Source organism: Pradoshia sp. Z5_111 (genome assembly GCF_058267535.1).
In genome coordinates, this window is sequence record NZ_JBZCPQ010000001.1 from 729,952 (window position 1) to 751,759 (window position 21,808).

Annotated in this window: 23 protein-coding genes; 4 read left to right on the forward strand and 19 right to left on the reverse strand. The window is 39.3% G+C overall.

Annotation, left to right across the window (positions count from 1 at the left end):
* Nucleotides 1–24: 24 nt before the first annotated feature.
* The 4 genes from tkt to yneA form a co-directional block, all read right to left on the reverse strand.
* Nucleotides 25–2,031 (reverse strand): transketolase, encoded by a 2,007-nt coding sequence (gene tkt, locus AC4D4A_RS03560; RefSeq protein ID WP_490994615.1) that lies wholly within the window; start codon nt 2,029–2,031, stop codon nt 25–27.
* Between the two features lie 137 nt (nt 2,032–2,168).
* Nucleotides 2,169–2,399, reverse strand: coding sequence for a DUF896 domain-containing protein (locus tag AC4D4A_RS03565; RefSeq protein WP_139891586.1), 231 nt, complete (start codon nt 2,397–2,399; stop codon nt 2,169–2,171).
* A gap of 79 nt (nt 2,400–2,478) precedes the next feature.
* A complete protein-coding gene (locus AC4D4A_RS03570; RefSeq protein ID WP_490994616.1) occupies nt 2,479–3,126 on the reverse strand; it encodes a YneB family resolvase-like protein in 648 nt (215 codons plus the stop codon).
* Between the two features lie 69 nt (nt 3,127–3,195).
* Nucleotides 3,196–3,519, reverse strand: a complete 324-nt coding sequence (gene yneA / locus AC4D4A_RS03575) for a cell division suppressor protein YneA (RefSeq protein WP_490994617.1) — start codon at nt 3,517–3,519, stop codon at nt 3,196–3,198.
* A gap of 154 nt (nt 3,520–3,673) precedes the next feature.
* Between yneA and lexA the strand changes: the two genes are divergently transcribed.
* Nucleotides 3,674–4,300, forward strand: a complete 627-nt coding sequence (gene lexA / locus AC4D4A_RS03580; protein WP_066104026.1) for a transcriptional repressor LexA — start codon at nt 3,674–3,676, stop codon at nt 4,298–4,300.
* A 203-nt stretch (nt 4,301–4,503) separates the two neighbouring features.
* Here the strand turns inward: lexA and AC4D4A_RS03585 are convergent, their stop codons facing one another.
* Both AC4D4A_RS03585 and AC4D4A_RS03590 read right to left on the reverse strand, forming a co-directional pair.
* The gene (locus AC4D4A_RS03585; protein WP_490994618.1) at nt 4,504–6,975 is read right to left on the reverse strand and encodes a helicase-related protein; all 2,472 of its coding nucleotides are present in this window, start codon (nt 6,973–6,975) and stop codon (nt 4,504–4,506) included.
* A gap of 559 nt (nt 6,976–7,534) precedes the next feature.
* On the reverse strand, nt 7,535–7,876 hold the full coding sequence (locus AC4D4A_RS03590) for a winged helix-turn-helix transcriptional regulator (RefSeq protein WP_490994619.1): 342 nt from the start codon (nt 7,874–7,876) through the stop codon (nt 7,535–7,537).
* A gap of 199 nt (nt 7,877–8,075) precedes the next feature.
* On the opposite strand from AC4D4A_RS03590, the gene AC4D4A_RS03595 reads away from it, so the two are divergent.
* On the forward strand, nt 8,076–8,255 hold the full coding sequence (locus tag AC4D4A_RS03595) for an SDR family NAD(P)-dependent oxidoreductase (RefSeq protein ID WP_490994620.1): 180 nt from the start codon (nt 8,076–8,078) through the stop codon (nt 8,253–8,255).
* On the opposite strand, the gene AC4D4A_RS03600 is transcribed toward AC4D4A_RS03595, so the two are convergent.
* Nucleotides 8,242–8,415: a hypothetical protein gene (locus tag AC4D4A_RS03600; protein ID WP_490994621.1), complete on the reverse strand. Its 174-nt coding sequence runs from the start codon at nt 8,413–8,415 to the stop codon at nt 8,242–8,244. The two genes, AC4D4A_RS03595 and AC4D4A_RS03600, sit on opposite strands and share 14 nt — an antisense overlap.
* Here AC4D4A_RS03600 and AC4D4A_RS03605 point away from each other — a divergent pair.
* Nucleotides 8,360–8,827, forward strand: a complete 468-nt coding sequence (locus AC4D4A_RS03605) for an SDR family NAD(P)-dependent oxidoreductase (protein ID WP_490994763.1) — start codon at nt 8,360–8,362, stop codon at nt 8,825–8,827. The genes AC4D4A_RS03600 and AC4D4A_RS03605 overlap by 56 nt on opposite strands.
* A gap of 207 nt (nt 8,828–9,034) precedes the next feature.
* Here the strand turns inward: AC4D4A_RS03605 and AC4D4A_RS03610 are convergent, their stop codons facing one another.
* From AC4D4A_RS03610 to AC4D4A_RS03620, 3 genes are all read right to left on the reverse strand, one after another.
* Nucleotides 9,035–9,391: a ribonuclease FAU-1 family protein gene (locus tag AC4D4A_RS03610; RefSeq protein WP_490994622.1), complete on the reverse strand. Its 357-nt coding sequence runs from the start codon at nt 9,389–9,391 to the stop codon at nt 9,035–9,037.
* 11 nt (nt 9,392–9,402) lie between these two features.
* Nucleotides 9,403–9,576 carry a hypothetical protein gene (locus AC4D4A_RS03615; RefSeq protein WP_490994623.1) on the reverse strand — a complete coding sequence of 58 codons (174 nt, stop codon included), beginning with the start codon at nt 9,574–9,576 and terminating at the stop codon, nt 9,403–9,405.
* Nucleotides 9,577–9,824: 248 nt separating this feature from the next.
* Nucleotides 9,825–10,274, reverse strand: coding sequence for a hypothetical protein (locus AC4D4A_RS03620; protein ID WP_490994624.1), 450 nt, complete (start codon nt 10,272–10,274; stop codon nt 9,825–9,827).
* A gap of 238 nt (nt 10,275–10,512) precedes the next feature.
* On the opposite strand from AC4D4A_RS03620, the gene AC4D4A_RS03625 reads away from it, so the two are divergent.
* The gene (locus tag AC4D4A_RS03625; RefSeq protein WP_490994625.1) at nt 10,513–11,163 is read left to right on the forward strand and encodes a 2OG-Fe(II) oxygenase; all 651 of its coding nucleotides are present in this window, start codon (nt 10,513–10,515) and stop codon (nt 11,161–11,163) included.
* Between the two features lie 225 nt (nt 11,164–11,388).
* Here AC4D4A_RS03625 and AC4D4A_RS03630 read toward each other — a convergent pair whose 3' ends face one another.
* The 9 genes from AC4D4A_RS03630 to AC4D4A_RS03670 all read right to left on the reverse strand — a co-directional run bounded on the left by AC4D4A_RS03630 (nt 11,389) and on the right by AC4D4A_RS03670 (nt 21,672).
* Nucleotides 11,389–13,299 (reverse strand): AMP-binding protein, encoded by a 1,911-nt coding sequence (locus AC4D4A_RS03630; protein ID WP_490994626.1) that lies wholly within the window; start codon nt 13,297–13,299, stop codon nt 11,389–11,391.
* A gap of 19 nt (nt 13,300–13,318) precedes the next feature.
* Nucleotides 13,319–14,851: an acyl-CoA carboxylase subunit beta gene (locus tag AC4D4A_RS03635; protein WP_490994627.1), complete on the reverse strand. Its 1,533-nt coding sequence runs from the start codon at nt 14,849–14,851 to the stop codon at nt 13,319–13,321.
* A gap of 25 nt (nt 14,852–14,876) precedes the next feature.
* Complete coding sequence (locus AC4D4A_RS03640; RefSeq protein WP_490994628.1) at nt 14,877–15,650, reverse strand: enoyl-CoA hydratase; 774 nt, start codon at nt 15,648–15,650, stop codon at nt 14,877–14,879.
* The gene (locus AC4D4A_RS03645; protein ID WP_490994629.1) at nt 15,650–16,567 is read right to left on the reverse strand and encodes a hydroxymethylglutaryl-CoA lyase; all 918 of its coding nucleotides are present in this window, start codon (nt 16,565–16,567) and stop codon (nt 15,650–15,652) included. Before AC4D4A_RS03645 ends, AC4D4A_RS03640 begins: the two co-directional genes overlap by 1 nt.
* Before the next feature lie 16 nt (nt 16,568–16,583).
* Nucleotides 16,584–16,799 carry an acetyl-CoA carboxylase biotin carboxyl carrier protein subunit gene (locus AC4D4A_RS03650; protein ID WP_066104050.1) on the reverse strand — a complete coding sequence of 72 codons (216 nt, stop codon included), beginning with the start codon at nt 16,797–16,799 and terminating at the stop codon, nt 16,584–16,586.
* Between the two features lie 11 nt (nt 16,800–16,810).
* Nucleotides 16,811–18,163, reverse strand: a complete 1,353-nt coding sequence (locus AC4D4A_RS03655; protein WP_490994630.1) for an acetyl-CoA carboxylase biotin carboxylase subunit — start codon at nt 18,161–18,163, stop codon at nt 16,811–16,813.
* A 12-nt stretch (nt 18,164–18,175) separates the two neighbouring features.
* Nucleotides 18,176–19,804: an AMP-binding protein gene (locus tag AC4D4A_RS03660; protein WP_490994764.1), complete on the reverse strand. Its 1,629-nt coding sequence runs from the start codon at nt 19,802–19,804 to the stop codon at nt 18,176–18,178.
* A gap of 43 nt (nt 19,805–19,847) precedes the next feature.
* Entirely contained in the window at nt 19,848–20,990 is a 1,143-nt protein-coding gene (locus AC4D4A_RS03665; protein WP_490994631.1) for an acyl-CoA dehydrogenase family protein, read from the reverse strand.
* A gap of 67 nt (nt 20,991–21,057) precedes the next feature.
* Nucleotides 21,058–21,672: a TetR/AcrR family transcriptional regulator gene (locus AC4D4A_RS03670; RefSeq protein ID WP_490994632.1), complete on the reverse strand. Its 615-nt coding sequence runs from the start codon at nt 21,670–21,672 to the stop codon at nt 21,058–21,060.
* Between the last annotated feature and the right edge of the window lie 136 nt (nt 21,673–21,808).

Consider the following 21,808-nt stretch of genomic DNA (forward strand, 5'->3'; position numbering starts at 1 on the left):
CTGGTGATTTTTAATAAATATATTTTATTTTTGTAGCATTTCTTTTACTAAAGAAACCACATTAGATGGAGTGAATCCGAATTTTTCCATTAACAATTCACCAGGGCCGGAAGCTCCAAAGCGATCCATTGCTAATATTTGTCCTTCATCACCTGTATAACGGTCCCATCCAAAAGATGTACCTAATTCAATTGCTAAGCGTTTCTTAACAGTTGAAGGGATAACAGATTCTTTATATTCAGCAGATTGAGCTTCAAAGCGATCAAACGATGGCATGCTTACAACCGATACATCAATGCCGTCATTCGCTAAAATAGCCTGTGCTTGAACAGCCAATCCTACTTCAGATCCAGATGCTAACAATATAGCATCGGCAGTATCCTTATTGGAAGGTGAAACCACATATCCACCTTTAGCAACGCCTTCTTCAGCTAATTCAGCTGATAGCGGCAACGTAGTTAAGTTTTGGCGGGATAATACTAATGCAGTTGGTGCAGACTTGCTTGTTAATGCCGCTTTCCATGCAGCTGCCACTTCATTGCTGTCAGCCGGACGGATAAGTGAAACATTAGGCATAGCACGCAATGCAGCCAAGTGCTCAATTGGTTCATGAGTTGGACCGTCTTCTCCAACAGCAATACTGTCATGCGTAAATACATATGTGACAGGAAGATTCATTAACGCTGCTAAACGAATAGCTGGACGCAGGTAATCAGAGAATACAAAGAATGTTCCTCCATACACATGCACACCACCGTGAAGTGCCATACCGTTTAATGCAGCACCCATACCAAATTCACGTACTCCAAACCAAATGTTACGGCCATCATAGGAGCCTGGCAAGAAATCTTTTTCGCCCTTCAGCATCGTTTTGTTTGATCCAGCTAAGTCAGCGGATCCACCAAATAAAGATGGAAGATTTTTTGCGATTGCATTTAATACTTCCCCACCTGAATTACGTGTAGCAACGGCTTTTCCTGCTTCATAAACAGGAATATCCTTATCCCAGCCTTCAGGTAATTCGCCTTTGATTGCTGTTTCTAGTTGAGCAGCAAGTTCAGGGTATTCGTTTTTATAGCTTTCAAATAATTGGTTCCATTCTTCTTCTTTTTTAGCACCAGCTTTTACAACAGTTTCTTCGAATGTGTCATAAACTTCCTGTGGTACATAAAAATCTTCTTCGAATGTCCATTTGTAATATTCTTTAGTCAATTTCATTTCGTCTTCGCCAAGCGGAGCACCATGTACAGCTGATTTACCGGATTTATTTGGAGCACCGTATCCGATAACTGTTTTTACTTCAATCATAGTTGGACGGTCAAGATCTGTTTTAGCCTCTTCAAGCGCTTTAGCAATTTCATTCAAATCATTACCGTCTTCTACGCGAATGTATTGCCATCCGTAAGCTTTAAAACGCTCAGCAACACTTTCAGAGAAGCTCATGTTTAATTCGCCGTCAAGAGAGATATCATTGGAATCATATAGGACTACTAAACGTCCCAATTTTAAATGGGCAGCAAGAGAAGCAGCTTCAGCTGATACCCCTTCCATTAAATCTCCATCTCCGCAAATGCTGTATGTAAAATGATCTACAACATCAAAGTTGTCTTTATTGTAAACTGCCGCCAAATGACGTTCCGCCATTGCCATACCTACTGCCATCGCAATACCTTGGCCAAGTGGTCCGGTTGTAGCTTCTACGCCTTTTGTATGACCATATTCAGGATGTCCAGGTGTTTTACTGCCCCATTGTCTGAAGTTCTTAATCTCTTCCATCTCAAGGCCATAACCTGATAAGTGCAACAAGCTGTATAAAAGCATGGAACCATGTCCTGCTGATAATACAAAACGATCACGGTTAAACCAATCCGGATTTTTTGGATTATGGTTCATAAATTTGGTCCAAAGTGTATATGCCATAGGAGCTGCTCCCATAGGCATACCAGGATGACCTGAGTTAGCTTTTTCAATTGCATCGATTGAAAGTGTACGAATAGCTGTGATAGATAAATTATCTTTTTCTGTGAACATTGCCTACATCCTTTCAGATTAACCTTCTAATTTATATTAATGAAGTATAAACAGGTTGACAAGACTTTGTTGGTAAATGCTACAAAATCGTCACTCCTTAAGATATTTTTTGGAGTCTAACCTATTATGCTATACCCTTAATGTAATTTTTTATTACGTAGTTTTTTTATTTTTTCAGGTGTAACATCCTTACCTTCGGGATCGATGATTGTCAGACCTTCAACCGTATTTCGCATTGAGGTACGGAAGGTTTCCAAATACTCTTTCCTTAGGAGAGATTGTTCAGTGGCTTCTTCTTTTGTAAGGCCTACTGTTTTTGATTTCTTAGATAATTCATTAATTCTTTTAATTTTATGCATTGGCAGCATAGTATTGCTCCTTCTATTTAAAATATAAGTAGATATTGTCATCGTATAGAAAAATTGCGTAATTTTCAAGAATGAACTATTAATTAGGATTCTTTTTCATATATTCTGAATATCTCCGGTGAATGGTAGCCTTTGAGAGATCATAGCCTTTTCTGTTTAAATTCTCCGTAATTTCAGCAAATGTTAATCCTTTAATACGCAGCTCAATGACCTCCTGTAATGGTACCTCTGACCTTTCTCTTCCGCCTCCAAGATGTTGATTTGCCAAATTTCTTTGTGGTTTATATCCATTTTCAATTGCTCGTTTCATCCCTCTTCTAATTTTACTGTTTTGTAATTTCCGCTGATATTCCTCTACTATACTGATGATTTGCAAAAGCATGGCATCTGTTTCAGAAACCTCAAGCTCACCATTATGAGTAACCGTATATAATTTTACCCCTTCTTTATAGATGCAATGTAATAGAGCAATCTTGGCATTTCCTCTGCCAAGTCTTGTTTCATCCTGAATCAAGAGCCCCTCGATTTCTCTATTTTTCATTTTTTCCAGCAAGATTAGAATGCCTTCTCGTTCTAAGTCATATCCACTGGCTTGTTCTTTTTCGATTATGACAACCTCGAACCCCTTTATGGCAGCCAGTCTTGTTAACTCCTGCTCCTGCCTTTCCAGTGATGTTTCCTGAGAACTTTTATCTGTGCTGACTCTGCAATAAATTCCAACCTTCATTTTCTCTCACCATTCTTCTTTACATATAGATAAGGCCGGGAAAAATTCCCGACCTTACTGATTATATAGTTATTTATCAGAATCTGCTAAGTGTAGCATTTCTGTATTTTCATTCATTTTCTTTACAGGAATCACAATCGTTTGCCCTTCCTTTAAATGATTAATGTGCAAGTCATTATGTTCCTGAACCCAAGAGACAAATTCAGTCTGTGTCATTTCGCTGCCATCAAAACGTTCAGCCATATCCCAAACTGTATCTCCTTTTTTAATCGTGATTTGTTGATAATCATCTTTCGGTGCTTCAATATTTGTTACTATCATTGTAGTTATTAATAAGAAAAGACCTATAAAAAACAAGATGGAATAATTATAAGAAGTCCATAATTTTTTCATTAATAAAACCCCCATCGAATGTATGTTCGTTTAATATAAACTAAGTATAAACCGAACAAACGTTTTGTGTCAACACAAAAAACGAACTTATGTTTGTACTGTTAAACAGGAAATGATATACTAAAAACAAGAAAAGCTAAAAGAGGTGCGGGAGATGACTACTAAATTATCCAAACGGCAACAGGATATTTTGCTATATATTAAAGAAGAAGTTAAAACGAAGGGCTATCCACCTTCCGTTCGAGAAATCGGAGAAGCAGTCGGACTGGCTTCAAGTTCCACGGTTCATGGTCACTTAGCGCGATTGGAAAGCAAAGGGCTTATTAGACGAGATCCTACTAAACCACGTGCTATTGAAATCCTGGATATGGATCCACATGACCATATTCCAAAAACAAATTCAGTTAATGTACCATTAATCGGGAAAGTAACTGCTGGGCAGCCTATTACAGCTATCGAAAATATAGAAGAATACTTCCCTCTACCTGAGCATATGGCTCCTGCCGATGAAAATGTGTTTATGCTTGAAATTATGGGTGACAGTATGATTGAAGCTGGAATACTTAACGGTGACTATGTAATTGTTCGCCAGCAGCATACAGCAAACAATGGCGAAATTGTCGTAGCCATGACTGAAGATGATGAAGCTACCGTAAAACGTTTCTTTAAAGAAGATACTCATTTCCGTCTGCAGCCGGAAAATTCTATGCTCGAGCCTATCATTCTACAAAATGTCAGTATCTTGGGCAAAGTGATCGGGTTATACAGAAACATTCAATAAGAACGTTGGGACCGGCTTTCAGCCGGTTCTACTTATGTGTTTAAAATCTATTATCTCTATTTTCTCTATTAAACTTATGCATTTAAGGATTGGCATATTCCACTTTATAAATAGATTAATGCTTTTATTTATCTCGTAGTTTACATAATATAATTATGTAATACAAAAAGCTTGCAACCATTATGATAGCAAGCTTAAATGTCCTATATATCCCATCCTTTGTAATAGTATCTTGATCGTTTACTCTCTTCATAACACGATTGGCAAATAGCAAATGGATAATTCCAGCTTAACGGCTTATTGCATGATCGACACTTTGTTTGATATTTTTTAACCCCTTTTCTTAACTGATTATGTGCGTCTGAACTGATTTCTTCTCTTACTCGCTCCCAATAGACCGTTTCACTTCTTCGATCTAATTTATACAAAAACAATAAATGCAATCCTACTGATTTATAAGATAATTCAAGTTCATCCAAGGAATCTTTCTTTATTAAAGGCTCTCTCAATTCTCTTCTATCCACAATGGCTTTCATATTATAGAGCCATTGATTAACGAGGCTCTCCTCATTCGCTGAAAAAGGTAAATGCAGAAAACCGTATAAATCAGTTATCGACATTCGTCCTTCTATTTGTTCATGGCGAATTAAATGATATAAAGCTTTTTCCTGAGTAAGCGGCGCTTTTGTTGTCCCGGCAGGATTTTTAAATTCATCCCATAATTCAAAGAATTGATCAAAGCTGGAATGATAACGTTTAAAGCGTTCAAATACACCCTGTGTAGGAGCTATTGTAAATGTACTGATTGGTCGGTCTTCACCATTCAACAATCGTTTCATTAAACCAATTTGATCAGTAAATGCCACTCTTCCTTCATTATATATACCTTTACGGCCGGCACGTCCTGCTAACTGCTTTACTTCCTGAGAGGTCAATAAACGCCTTCTCGTGCCATCAAATTTATCATTTTCGAGAAAAACGACCCGCCTAATCGGTAGATTGAGCCCCATCCCGATAGCATCTGTAGATACAATCACTCGCGTCTCCCTGTTAATGAACCTCTGAATTTGTTTAGCTCTTGTCTCAGGAGGCATACTTCCATAGATTACACTTACTTTATGGCCGTTTCTCTCCAGCTTTGAAGCGGTTTGAAGCACTTTATTTCGAGAAAATACAATCAAAGCATCCCCTGCCTTGGCATGTTCAATCTTAAAAGGTTTTTTCTCTACAATAAGCGGTATATCCCGTTTGTATTCATGAATTTCAATATCATTTCCCTGAAGCAGATTTAAAATCATCCTTTTCGAGTTGTGACTGCCTATGATGTGAACCTCGCGAGCTCGTGCTTTATTAATAGCTCTAAACCAGGAAAATCCTCGATCTTTATCTGCTATCATTTGCGCTTCGTCTATAACCATGACATCGAATTCATCTTTCTCAGTAAACATTTCAATTGTGCAGGAATAATGCGTGGCATTTGCAATATCCTTTTCTTCTTCACCTGTCTTTAACGCACAGGCAATTCCGTTGTTTCTAAGCGTTTCATATACTTCAAGTGCCAATAACCTTAGAGGTGCCAGATATATACCCGACGCAGCTTGCCTTAATCTATTTAGTGCCTGATAAGTTTTACCGGTATTTGTTTCTCCAATATGCAGAATATATTTAGTGTTGCTATAAACGGTCGTCTTGTATTCCACACCAAAGATGTCATCCAGTTTCTTTTGTTTTATTTCTTCCTGTTTTCTCATCTCTTCTAATTTCTGTTCTCTTTTTTCAATTCTCTCTTTGTGCTGAGTATGATATAAGGGCATTTGTATATCAAAATCATCCGGGTGGGTTCGAACATCTATAAGGTCCTCAATCAATTCCTGCTCTATTTCACTTTCATATTCCCATTGAAATTCACTAATATTTCCGCCGATCAATTGCCTGATCAGCTTATGATTAATCGACCCTTTAAACAAATTCTCATATTGGTTTATGATCTGATTCGGCAATTCTGATACTATAAATGGGTATATGGTTTCGTATACAAAGGTATCGATCAGATTTTGATAAATATATTCGTCAAAAGCAGAATCATCCTGGTATACATCATATCCCCAATATAAGAGGTCGTTGAGCGTTTCAAATTGGGCTTGATTGAAACCCTTCACATTTGCTATATCCTTTTGTAATTGATTTGCCACTTTATATCTGAGCTTTAAATAAAAATAAAGCTTGTTACTGCTCAAAATACTTAAGGCCTCATCTTTGATAACGGTATTCTCATAATTCCCTTTCAATTTTTTTAGCTTTACTGTTTCAAATAATTCATTCCATCGTTCTTCTGTTTCTCCAAAGTAATCTTGGATCCAACTTTTCATATCAAAGGATTTTAGTCCACTAAGTTCTTGTTCAACCATTTTATTAATTGCTTTCTTGGAGGCTCCTTCTGTTTCTATACCACGCAGCCCCAAAAATTTAATTTTTTCAGTTCTATTCATCCGCTGAAGCGTTCGACTCTTCCATGCTAAATTCCAAATCTGATTCAAATAACGTTCTCTGCTTTCCAAATAATCATGTATAGCAGGCTTTGCTTCGCTTTCTTCCATATATAATGATATATCATTCAGAATATCATTTTTTGCTTTTTCAACTGCTTCTTTATACCCTTTATTCAATATGTCCATTATTCCGTTCTCCTTCAACTGCCATAAAAATTCTCTTATAAGCCTAATATATACGATTACCCGCATATCTATAAATTTTATACGGTTGTTTACATAATATTATTATGTGATACCTCTTATTTATTCTTAATTTTTGTATTAAATCCACTTGGTTCATTACTTTATACAAATCATACATATAATATCACCGGATCAATCATAGTTGTTCCATTTTGTTTGGCTTGATGGCTCATTTTTTGTTTATCCAGAAAAAGTTAATTAAACAAAATAAACTCCCCATTCATTGAGGAGTTTTGATTTATTCTTTCATATTAAGGTTCTTGTACTTGAATTAAAACAGTTTATGTAGAATTATCAGCTTCCTTACTTTAATTTCCACATAAACAATCTCAGCTAAATTTGATATTGAATGAGTGATTGTTAAGGATTTTTCTTAATTAGTCTATATTTATAGCTGTTTTCATAAGGATTGTTACTATTGTTTAATATTAATTTGAGGTGTACAGCCATCTTCAGATAGGAATTTGCTCTACTTGCTATTCAACGAATGCCCCGTTAATTATTTTGTAACTCCATTACAATTCTGTATATACTCGTTTCCCCATTCCGTCAGCATACTAAGCGTAGGATTGAGCTTTATTCCTAGGTCAGTTAAAGAATATTCCACTTTTGGCGGAACTTGATTATAAACCTCACGGTGAATAAGTTGAAAGTTTTCCAGCTGCCTTAATTGTTTAGTCAATGATGAGTGCGTTAAGCCATCAAATCTCCGTAACAGTTCATTGAATCGTACTGGTCCGTCATTTAGATGAAAAATAATCATCAGAGACCATTTACCCGACAATACTTTCTGAGCAGTAGTGAACGGGCAAGTTAAATCGGCACTATTTAATTCAATCATGAAATCCACCTCTTCCTTTACTCTAAGTTCATATAACCCCTATCAATTAATGCAAAAATAAACCTGTGTCTGAATTGTTGTACTCCCTTATTAGTACACCATTTAATCGTAACGACACAAAAATATCGTACTATTCAGAATAATCATAATCCAATACTATTAATTATGCATTAAAATTATTATAAAAGGGGTAGATGATATGCCGACGAATAAAGGGAAATTCAACGGGAAAGTTGCCTTGGTTACAGGAGCAAGTCGCGGAATAGGGGCTGAAATAGCCAGAAAATTAGCTGCTGGCGGAGCGGAATTTATAGGCGTTCATTACGCCAGCAATAAAGACGCTGCTTCAAAAGTTGTTGATGATATTAAGCAGATTTAACCACCGGCATTTCCGGTGTAAATAAGCTTTGGACTGCATTTGAAAAGACTGTTCGCTCGGAAATCGGAACTATACGGCTGGACATCTTAATCAATAACGTAGGGATTGGACCTCCAGTTTCTTTTGAAGAAACATCCATCGAAATGTATGAGGATGTCATGAACGTTAACCTTAAAGCTCCTTTCTTCCTTTCTCAAGCTGCCAGCCCGTATATACCGAACGGCGGACGGATCATTAACACTTCTACTGGCTTTACTCGTGTTGCCGCTCCAATGCAAGCCATTTATGCGGCTTCCAAGGGCGCCCTTGAGACACTGACTTTGGCCTTAGCCCCACATTTTGCATCAAAAGGCGTTACAATTAATGCAGTAAGGCCTGGAATTACGGCTACTGATATGAACAAGGAAATGCGATCTACCCCAGAAGGCCTTGCACAAGCAGCTGCATTATCTGCGTTCAATAGAGTGGGTACAACTGAAGATGTTGCTGATGTAGTTATGTTTTTAGCATCCGAGGAAGCACGATGGATCACAGGGCACTTTATTGATGCCACCGGAGGAAGCAGGCTTTAAAACAAGAAGTTAGAAATTCTAAGCGATTTAATAATAAAGCAGAGACAAACGGAAATATAGAACTAATCGCTATTGATTAATTTAATTGAGATGAAGAGAAACATTCATCGTATGGGGTTTCTCTTTACTCTTCATTTAAAGTTGATACAAAAATGGACACCTATCCCTTTTATCCAAGAGCAAGAATTTATGTGAAAACAGCCATATTTATTGTAGGAAATCTATTAATAGATCTTTATGCTGAGCAGATAGTTTTAACAAATCCAATTCTCCACAGCTTATTAAACGTTTAAGGGTCTTTGCTTCATTCCAAGCTAAATCATAAAGTTGTTTATCAATGATTCCCTTGAATAAAGCATCCTCCAATTCATCAGTGTCTTTCTCAAGCATCTCACCAGAGGGTAAAAGAATGATATCCAGAAATAAATCATCCATCCATGGTCTACCATTATTTATTCCATTACAAAGACATATATCTATATACCATTGGACGATATCTCCTCTTTGATTAAACATTGTAGTTACTGAATGGTTCTTATCTGAAGGAAACTGCTGAAGCCACATATATCCATTATCTATGATGCAAAGATTTTTCTCACCATTTTTATATTTAAAGGCTTAACTACCTGTACTGCATGCAGCAACGTTATATATCCTTTGAACTCTCTTGTTTCAAGATATGTTTGGGAATATTCTCTTTTTAAAATGCGGTTCCAGTCAAAACGACCACCATATTTTCTTTTTAGCATACACGTATCTCCAATACTATGGACTTTCTTAGACTATTAAAATTCTCAGCATACTCCTATATTTCAACCAATTAATTCGCATAAAACTCAATTGCTATACTTAACTTTTAATATTCTTATCTTCTGCTACCTCAATAAAATTTTAATAATAGCTCTGTTAAATATTAAAAACCAAAGCCCTTTTACACGTGTTTACTTATGTTACTGGGGGAAGTCCGTTTGTGGAAACTCCTAAATGTAGAGAGTTATCAATATTTTACAATTGTGGTTACACCACGTTCAGTTAATAATGTTCGATGGCTAAGCTCTTCTACCCATTTTTTAGGGTTAAGCTGAAATAATCCATATTGATTTTGGTAGGTGTAACTACCAACGTTGATCATAATTGGCTCTGGAACTTCAAGGACACGCTGTATATATTCTTCATACCACTGTTGAACAGGTATTTCATAAAGCTCGATAACATCGCCTATATCCATATATTTCTCCAAATAAACGAAAAAATGATTACCAAGCGCTCCGACTTCATATATATATGGCATTGATAATATTGGTTTAACAATATCACACCACCATTTCTCTGCTTCATACACTGAGAAACACATATCTAATTCATCTATGCCATTAATAGGGTAATCCTCTATTTCTTCAGGCATTATAAATGGCTTAGATGATGCCAAAAATTGAATACGCGACATATACAAGCCCTCCGTTCACTACCATAAACTAGTTTCTATTCAATAAATTTATTTTGAAATCATTACAATTCCACTCTATAACTTTTTCTACTAAACTGCGAATCATTTCAAAATCTCATATATTATTTTTTTGAAATCTACTCTTCCATAAATAATTATATAAATTCTAATCAGCTTTATTAACATACATGATAAAATAACAAATAGAACAGAGAAAAGATGGGAGAGGAAGAAAAAAATGACAACTACCATTCATCCACAAAAAGAAACGCCTATTTTCCCCCACTCAGGCCATTTCATTGAAACAGAGAACAGACGAATTCCTATCTTAGCTCGTCACGGTGAACCACTTGTTGTGGTATTGGGAAACGTGTTAAGCAACGAGGAATGCGATACATTGATAGAGTTAGCGAAGCAAGATATGAAACGCTCAACCATTGGAGCAACCCGTGAAGTAAACGGCATGCGTACGAGTACAGGTGCTTTCATTGAAGATGCCCAAAATGAAACCGTTTTACACATTGAAAAACGACTAGCTGAAATCACTGACATTCCGTCTGAACATAGTGAAAATCTCCATATCCTTCGCTATACTCCTGGTCAGGAATACAAAGCACATTTTGATTATTTTGCTTCAACAAGTCAAGCAGCTCAAAACAATCGAATCAGTACAATTGTCTTATACCTAAACAATGTGGAAGAAGGCGGAGAAACGTATTTCCCTCATCTAGACTTATCAGTCGCTCCACAAAAAGGAATGGCGGTTTACTTTGAATATTTCTACCAAGACGAATCTCTGAACGAAAAGACCTTACATGGCGGTGCCCCTGTCACGAAAGGTGAAAAATGGATTGCAACTCAATGGATTCGGAAACAGCGTATTCGTTAACAGGACAGTAAAGCGAGGCAATGATGTATGCCTTGCTTTTTCTTTTGTTCCAATACATTCTATTAAATTATTTTAATCAAGTTAAATTTTCAAGAATACAGCAATCAAATTATATTAACTATAAAACTAATTAAAAAAGCATGGAGATTATCCATGCCAACGCTCAACTATTAGATGCTGTTTACCAACAAGTGATTCGCACACTTGCTTCCACCTAACAGGTTATCATTTTATTTTTATCTGATTGATTTCATGTACGATCTCCGGATTGACTAGGGAGGATAAATCACCTGCATCTTGATTAAGGAAGGTAGATTTGATGACTCGGCGCATAATTTTCTGGTTTCTCGTTTTTGGCAGGTCGCTAACAAAGTAAATAGCTGAAGGCTTGAGTGCTTTTCCAAGCTGATTGCCCAAAAGTTTCATGAGCTCCCCTTCGAGCTCTGTACTCCCCTTTACATTCGTTTGTAAAACGGCAAAGCATACACAGGATTCTCCTTTAAGCTCATCCGGAATACCGATAGCAGCCGCTTCAATCACATCTTCATGCTTAATAAGAATGGATTCATATTCAGTCGGGCCTACTCTTTTTCCCGCTATATTCAATGTATCATCGGACCGTCCTTTAATCTCCCAAAAAACACCGTCTGTACTCACCCAGTCCCCATGAACCCAGGTATTCTTATAGGTGCTCCAGTATGTATCCAAGTATCTTTCCTTCTCATTCCAGAAACCTTTAGTCATGCCAACCCATGGAGCGCGAATACATAGCTCACCCACTTCGTTCTTAACAGATTCTCCGGATGCATTCAAAACCGTAATATCCATGCCTGGCATCGGTGAGTTAAATGTAACAGGAGCAATAGGCTTCAATAAAACATTTCCTAAAATGCCACCGGATATTTCGGTGCCTCCTGAATAATTGATAATCGGGATATTCTTTTTCCCAACCCTTTCAAACAGCCAATTCCACGGATCCGGATTCCAAGGCTCACCCGTTGATCCAAACACTTTAAGAGATGAAAGATCATGAGAACCAATCGAGTCATCAGCCCTTGCCATTAAAGAACGAATTAATGTAGGTGAAATTCCTAATTGCGTAACTTTCCACTTTTCAACTAACTTCCATATCTGATTAGCCGTTGGGTAGTCAGGCACCCCATCGTAAAGCATGATCGTAGCTCCGTTCATTAAACTGGCAAACAACTGAAATGGTCCCATCATCCAGCCCATATCGGTTATCCAGAGAAGCTTATCACCTTTGACCATGTCCATTGAGATTCTTGCATCAATTGCTGATTTTATCGGGAAACCGGTATGAGTATGGACTGTTCCTTTTGGTTTGCCTGTTGTCCCTGAGGTGTAAATGAGCATGAATGGGTCATCACTCTTCATTTCAGCAGAGACGTTCACTGGTTCTGTTGCTTCAATATGACTCCAGGATACAAATGAAGCATGTGTCACACTCTCTCCAACTACAACTACCTTCTCCAAAGTATCCGTTTCATCTAAAACATTTGTAACTGTCTTTAACATATCGACCTTTTTACCACGTCGAGTATAGGACTCTGCCGTTATAATCATTTTGGAACCTGCTGCGTTTACGCGTGTTTTTAGGGCATCCTCTGCAAAACCAGAGAATACAGGCGAGACAACCGCACCAATTTTTGCGGCAGCCAGAATGGCAACAATTGTCTCCGGGATCATAGGCATATAGATGGTTATTCTATCTCCACGTACAATCCCCTGTTCCAATAACCCTCCTGCCACTCGGCTCACCCACTCATATAATTGCGGAAAGGAGATTTTCTTTGTTTGTCCTAATTCATTTTCATATTCGATTGCATGATGATCAGAATATATCCATTTCTCTATACAGGAATCCACAATATTACACGTTCCACCGACATACCAATCCGGGAATTCAATCCCATTTGATAAATCCATTACTTTTTTATATGGTGTTTTCCAGCTGAACCCCAATTCTTTTTCGACCTCGCCCCAATACCATTCGGGATCTTCAATCGATTTAGTATAAAATTGGTCATAATCTTTAAGGCTCAGTTCTTGTATCCATTTATGAAGACGCAGGTTAGAAATTATACTCTGATCGGGTATCCAGGCTACTTGGCTCATGAAAGAACCCTCCGTTTCCTCAAACCGGGTAAACCGGATGTTTTCGGCATGAAAAGACCTGATATTTACTTTCATATAAGCTAAATCTAGTGATTAATTGACTCCTTAAATCATTAGGTTCAACAATATCATCAATGATCATTTCAGAGGCGAGGCGATATATATTAATATCTTCCTTGTACTCTTCTCTTTTTTCCATAATGAAGCCTTGGCGTTCTTCTTCCGGCAACGCGGCAATTTTATTGGCATACACAGCATTCACTGCCGCTTCAGGACCCATCACTGCAATCGAGGCTGTTGGCAAGGCAAGACAGCAATCTGGTTCAAAGGCTGGACCGGCCATCGCATAAAGGCCAGCTCCATACGCTTTTCGAACAATTACAGAGATTTTTGGAACGGTTGCTTCACTCATGGCAGCAATCATTTTTGCACCATGCCTGATAATTCCTGCCTGCTCAACTTTAGTGCCAATCATAAAGCCTGGGATATCGGCCAAAAAGAGCAAGGGAATATTGAAGGCATCACATAGATTAATGAATTTGGCTGCTTTATCAGCAGAATCATGAAAAAGGACTCCACCCTTTACACGCGGCTGATTGGCAATAATTCCAACCGGTTTTCCACCCATTCGGGCAAGGCCAGTAATTAATTCAGGTGCAAACATTTTCTTGATTTCACAAAAGGAATCCTCGTCTATTAATTGATTAATGAGATCATACATATTAAAAGGTGCATTTTGATTCTGAGGGATAAGATCTGCGATTGTTTTGTCTGATACTTGAGGTAGTTTTTCTTCGGTGCTTTTTGTTTTTTCGGCAAAATTGGCCGGGAAGTAGGATAGATATTTCCGGGCATATTCGATTGCCTCTTGTTCACTGCTTACTAGGACATCTCCGCATCCTGAAACGGAACAATGCATTTTCGCTCCGCCCATTTGCTCCAATGTGACCTTCTCACCAATCACCATCTCTGCCATCCTAGGAGATCCAAGATACATGGAAGCATTCCCTTCCACCATTACAACGATATCGCAAAATGCTGGAATATAGGCACCGCCAGCTGCAGATGGGCCAAATAATAAACAGATTTGCGGGATTTTCCCAGATAGTTTTACCTGATTATAAAAAATTCTGCCAGCCCCTCGGCGTCCAGGGAACATCTCTACCTGATCCGTTATTCTCGCGCCGGCTGAGTCCACTAAATACAGCATAGGAATTTGAAGCTTATCAGCAGTTTCCTGAATACGAATGATTTTCTCAACCGTCCGTGCTCCCCAGGATCCTGCTTTAATGGTTGAATCATTGGCCATAACAGCAACCGTTTGACCATTTATTTTCCCTAATCCAGTTACCACCCCATCAGCCGGTAAACCTTCCGCAGAATGATTCGCAAACAATCCATCCTCCGCTAAAACGCCTTCATCAAACAATAGCTCCAAACGCTCACGGACGAACAATTTGCCTGCTTCTTTATTTTTTTGATGATACTTTTCTTCTCCGCCTCCTTTTATTTTTTCTATTCGTTCTATAAGGTCATTTTGAATTGTGTTCATCGTCATCTACCTTTCTAATGAGAGTTTATTCACCGGTATATACAGGCTTACGTTTTTCCTTGAATGCCATGAGTCCCTCCATACGATCCTTCGTTGGAATCGTAACCTGATAGCTCATTTCTTCAATTTGCAAACCATGTACTAAATCTGTTTCCATACCTCTTTCTATCGCTTTTTTAGCTTCCTTAACTGCGATAGGTGCATTGGCTGCAATTTTCCTTGCGATTAATAGGCTCATCGTCTCCAGTTCATCCCGTTTGGCGATTTGATTAACCAGGCCAATTTGCAGTGCCTCAATGGCATCTATCCTGCGAGCGGTGAAAATAAGCTCCTTTGCTTTGCTGATTCCAATTAATCTCGGCAGTCTCTGTGTTCCGCCTGCGCCTGGAATGATTCCCAGAGAGGTTTCTGTGAGCCCCATCTTGGCATGATGGCTGGCCACTCTGATATCACATGCCAATGCAAGCTCGAGCCCTCCGCCAAATGCTGCCCCATTAATGGATGCAATCGTCGGCTGCGGCATTTGGTCAATCATGAAAATGGTTTCCTTGATTAATCTGACCGCTTCTCCTACCTGTGTTGGAGTCATATTCAACCGTTCTTTTAGATCAGCACCAGCACAAAAGGCTTTGTCACCGCTGCCAGTAATGATGATGCAATGAATAGATGAATTTTCTTTATATAGACGCAGCGTATGTTGCAATTCTTTTAACATCTCAATAGATAAAGCGTTGGATTTTTGAGGCTGATCTAATACAATCATCGCTATCCCGTCTTCTCGTATGGATTGATTGATCATCAGTTGACCCTTCTCCCTTCCTTTTTCTCCTGGATAGCCATTTGTTTGCTCGACAAAGGGATACCCATTTGTTTTTGAATATAATCTGCAGCTTCAGTTAACAATCTCCCATCAATACCCGTACGAATCCCCATCCTCTCAAGCATATAAACTAAGTCATCAGTGGCTACATTTCCTGAGGCTCCAGGTGCATATGGACAGCCGCCCAAACCACCAAGCGAGGAATCAAAGATCGTATATCCTTTCTTTAAAGCTACTAATATATTAGCCAGCGCCATGCCGCGTGTGTCGTGAAAGTGTAGCGCAATACGATCCTTATTAAACCGTTTTGTTACTTCATCCAGAACGAAATCAACCTGTTTTGGATGGGCAATACCGATTGTATCGCCAAGAGAGATTTCATCTACCCCCATCGCGAACAGCTTATCGCATATATGTAAGACAGAGTCAATCTGAACCTCGCCCTCGTACGGACAGCCAAACACTGTCGATACATAAGCTCTTGTTGTTTTTCCTTCCTTTGATGCATCCTCTGCAACCTCCTGAAGAATTGGAAAGGTTTCTGCAATGGATTTATTTATATTTTTTTGATTATGTGCTTCACTCGCTGACATGAAAATAGAGACTTCATCGATATCTGCTAACAGCGCATTTTCCAATCCCTTTCGATTTGGCACTAGAGCCGCATAAGTGACCGTATCCTTGCGCTTGATTTTCCTTGATACCTCCAGCGCATCAGCTAGCTGCGGAATCCATTTAGGAGCAACAAAAGAAGTGATTTCAATATAAGAAAGACCCGTTTCGCTCAACAGGTCAATCCATTCTATTTTTTGTTCAGTCGGAGCTATATTCATCTCGTTCTGCAAACCGTCGCGGGGGCCAACTTCTTTTATTTGTACAAATTCAGGTATCTCCAAAAAAGTTCTCTCCCTTCTAGTCAATACGGATTAAAACATCGCCCTCATTTACAAAATCCCCTTCGTTTACGACAACCTCTGTGACGAGTCCGTCTCCTTCAGCGGCTATAGGAATTTCCATTTTCATAGATTCCAAAATGACCATGTCCTGACCGTTTTCAACGGTATCTCCCTCTTTAACTTGTATTTTCCATACATTTCCTGCCATACTTGCTTTGATTTCTTCAGCCATTATTACCTCTCCTATCTGTTTTTCATTTTTTTTAGATTTGCTTCAATAAATCCAGTTGTTGTGTCTCCCGCCTTAAATGCTTCATGCTCGATGACCGTCAAAAGCATGGGTAGATTTGTTTTAATCCCCTGAATTTCATAGTTTTGAAGTGCCTTTGTCATATTGCTTATAGCCGCTTCCCTGCTTGGGGCCGACACAATTAGTTTTGCAATCATCGGATCATAAAATGGTGTTACCTTTGAGTTACCACTGATTGCAACCTCATTTCGTACACCGGGACCATCCGGTAATTTCAGATGGGTTATTTGCCCGGGTGATGGCAAGAACGTAACGGGATCCTCCGCATAGACTCTCACTTCAATTGCATGACCCTCTAACCGAATATCATCTTGGGTAAAACGTAAAGTTTCCCCATAGGCAATCCTAATTTGTTCCTCAACCATATCAATTCCCGTAATCTCCTCTGTTACCGGATGTTCAACCTGCAGGCGCGTGTTCATTTCAAGGAAATAGAAATTCTTTTGTTCATCCATTAAAAACTCAAAGGTACCGGCATTATAGTAGCCTAAATCGCGTACGGCCTTTAATGCTGTTTCACCCATTCTTTTCCGTAAACTCTCATCAACAAATGAAGATGGTGCTTCTTCTACCACTTTTTGATTACGGCGCTGAATGGAACATTCCCGTTCCCAAAGGTATACAGCGTTACCTTGCTTGTCAGCCAACACTTGAATTTCAATATGTCTCGGGTTCACAATGACTTTCTCAAGGAACATATCCCCATTTCCAAAAAAACTTTGGGCTCGGTTTTGATTGCCTTCATAGGCTTTTGTGAGCTCGATTTCATTTGAAACAGACTGCATGCCAATCCCGCCACCGCCAGCAGAGGCTTTCAGCATGACAGGATACCCGATTTTCTCAGCTACCCCAACTGCCTCCTCCGCATCAGCAAGCGGGTATGATATTCCAGGCACAACCGGGACACCTGACTTCTCCATGGCCTCCCTTGCCTTTGTCTTTTGACCCATTAGTTCAATGACATCCGGAGAGGGACCAATGAAAACAATATTTTCTCTTATGCATTCCCTCGCAAACTCACTGTTTTCACTTAAAAATCCGTAGCCCGGATGGATAGCCTCCACATCATGCTCTTTTGCAATCTCTAATATTTTTGCGGTATTAACATAGCTTTCATTTACTCTTGGACCACCCAAAAGAAAAGCAAAATCCGCTTCCTTAACAAATGGTGCCTCTTGATCTGCCTCCGAATAGACCGCAACCGTTTCAATATTAAGGCTTTTACAGGTACGGATTATTCTTGAAGCGATTTCCCCTCGATTGGCAATTAATATTTTCTTAAACAATGCTGCTCCTCCTCACGTTCCCAAAATCTGCATGGATTGTTCACGAAGCTTATATTTTTGGATTTTTCCAGAAGCTGTCATCGGATATTCGTCGATAAATTCGATATAGCGCGGAATTTTGTGCCTTGAAATTTTCCCCTGGCAATAAGTTCGGATATCCTCGGCTGTTATGGATGTGCTGTCTTTTGGAATAACCCATGCCATTACTTCTTCACCATATTTGGCATCCGGTACACCAATGACCTGGACATCAAGCACGGCAGGATGCTGGTACAAAAACTCTTCTATTTCTCTCGGATATATATTTTCGCCGCCGCGAATAATCATGTCCTTGAGCCTGCCAGTAATGGCACAATACCCATTTTCATCCATGACAGCCAAATCACCTGTATGAAGCCAGCCATCCTCGGAAATCGCAGCTGCAGTCGCTTCCGGATTTTTGTAATACCCCTTCATGACATGGTAACCGCGTGTGATTAACTCACCATGCTGCCCCCGAGGCACTTCATTCTCAGTGCCAGGTTCGACGATTTTCACCTCAATATTAGGCATCGATCTGCCAATGGAGCTGACTCGTAATTCCAGCGGATCGTCCGTCCTCGTTTGAGTGATGCCCGGAGAGGATTCGGTCTGTCCAAATACAATCGTTATTTCATTGGCCCCCATCTTTTCCACCACACCCTTCATGACTTCAATAGGACAAGTGGAACCAGCCATTATCCCTGTACGCAGAGTGGATAAATCGTATTCTTCAAAGTCCTCCAGATTCATTTCAGCAATGAACATCGTTGGAACACCGTGGATGGCGGTACATTTTTCTTCTTCAACAACCTGTAAAACACTGCGCGGATTAAACTCCTGCAATGGAATCATGGCTGCACCAACAGTAACGGCTGTTAATGTTCCTAATACACACCCAAAACAATGAAAAAAAGGAACTGGAATACACATTCGATCTTCATTTGTCAGCTTCATTCCTTCAGCAATATTGATCGCATTATTGACGATATTGCGGTGAGTCAGCATGACTCCCTTTGGAAATCCAGTTGTTCCAGACGTATACTGCATATTGATGACATCGCCGTCGTGTAAGGAATCCAGCCTTTCAGTCAATTCCTGCTCTGATGTGTGGGAAGCCATTTTCATCACATCATCCCAGCTGTACGTACCAGGATATCGATTCTCACCAAGCACGATAACATTTTTTAAATAAGGCAGTTTCTCTGAGACCAGCTCTCCAGGAGGTGCATCTCTTAGTTCCGGTATGACTTCATAGAGTGTTTCAATATAGGAATGATCCTTCACATTTTCCATTAAAATCAGTGTTTTTGAATCAGACTGCTGCAGAAGGTATTCTAGCTCTTTGGCTCTGTAACTCGTATTTACCGTAACGAGCACCGCTCCCATTTTCCCTGTCGCATATTGGGTAATCAGCCATTCAGGAGTATTAGTCGCCCATATGGCAAGATGATCTCCCTTTTCCATTCCAAGCGACATAAACGCTCGGGCTGCCTCCTTGCAAACATCATTAAACTGTTTATACGTATACCGAAGACCCCGATCTGCATAAACAACTGCTTCTCGCTCCGCATTCTCTTGAGCTATTTCATCCAAAAGAGCACCCACTGTTTTCTGAACCAAATCCGCCATCTCGTTCCTCCTTATCACTTATAAAAATATAAGGCTAGCAACCTAGTTGGCGGGATATAACAAGTCGCTGAATTTCTGAGGTACCCTCGCCAATCTCCAATAATTTCATATCACGCAAGTAACGTTCCACTTCGTATTCACGCATATATCCATATCCACCATGAATTTGAATCGCCTGATTGCATGTACGGAATCCCATTTCAGAAGCAAATAGCTTGGCATAGGCAGATTCCTTTGTGAAATTCTTTTTTTGATCTTTAAGCCAGGCAGCCTTTAATACCATATTTCTCGCCAGCTCAATTTCCATTGCCATGTCAGCCAGCTTAAATTGTATAGCCTGAAACTTAGAGATGGACTGTCCAAACTGGATTCGTTCCTTACTGTAAGCAAGAGCTTTTTCAAAAGCCGCCTGTGCAATCCCAACAGCCAAAGCTGCGATTGAAATTCTTCCGCCGTCCAGTGTATATAAGAATTGTTTAAATCCTCCCTCAGGATCTCCAAGGAGGTTTTCCTTTGGAACTCGTACTTGATCGAGGATAATTTCTGATGTATTCGAAGCTCGAACACCCATTTTGTCGTAATTGCTAGTAATTTTTAGCCCTGGCGTATTGGTTGGTACAAGAAAGGCGGAAATAATATTTTTTCCGGCATTGGTCTTACCAGATACCGCAGTGACCGTAAGCGTTTCTGCAAATCCTGCATTTGTAATCCAGCACTTTTCTCCTGTAATTACGTACTCATCACCTTCTAGCACGGCCTTTGTTCTCGTCCCTCCGGCATCTGATCCGGCATTAGGCTCCGTTAATCCAAATGATGCTAAGGCCTTACCACTTGCCAATGGAGTTAAGTACTGTTGCTTTTGCTCCTCGGTTCCAAAATAATAAATCGGACTCGATCCAAGTGATACAGCAGCTGCATAGCTCAAGCCGGTACCTCCACATGCTTTTCCAATTTCCTCTACAGCAAGCGCATAAGAGATCGTATCTCCACCGGAGCCTCCGTATTCTTCTGGAAAAGGAATTCCGAGCAGACCCAATTCACCCATTTTCTTAAATACTTCTTCAGGGAATCTTGATTCCCGGTCTAATTCAATCGCAATTGGCTTAATTTCCTTTTCCGCAAATTCTCTTGCCATATTGCGGACCATCTTTTGCTCCGTGCTCAATTCAAAATTCATTTTCATCCTCCTACTCTTTTGTGAAAGACCGACTGGTTGGTCTGTTATAGATATGTAAGCGCTTTAATTATGTGGTAAAAAAATGTGCGTATTTCCTTTTTGCCTCTTCAGTTAATAGAGCATGCATAATAAAGTCAGTAAAATACACAGAAATCTGATCCATCGGCATCGGCCCGTTTCGTTGGTACCATTTTGAGGTCCAGTTCACAATTCCCAATATGGCAAGACCACTGATTTCAAAAGGAATCTCTTTTCGAAAATCTCCGGAATCCTGACCTTCTTTAATGACTTCGTATATTAATAGCCTGAACTCATCCCGCTTCAGTTTAATAGTTGAATCCAGTTCCGGTTTTAAATATTTACTTTCCTGATAAAAGACTGATATGTGAGATTGGTAGAGATCAAATACTTTCGTAAACGAGTAAATAATCTGCTGAAGTTTCTCTGGTGGAGTTTGATAATGGTGGATAGCCTCTTTGGCTTTACGTAAGACATAGGAGATAAATGTGTCGTGTATAGAGAAAAGCAATTCATCCTTTGATTGAAAATGGTGATAAAAACCACCCTTTGAAGTATCACTGGCCTGAACAATATCATTTACTGAAACACCATGAAAGCCATGCTTTTCAAATAGCTTAACAGATGTATCCAGAATGCGATCCTTTAATTCCGTTTTCTTCACCCCTCTCTATGTTCATTTATTATGATTTTGATTCTAACTTAAACTTCGCAAAATTGTCAAATTATTTTATTTATTCAAATATTTAGGTTTAAATTGGCTGGTTAAAATGAATGCGAAAACTATATGGAGTGTAGTT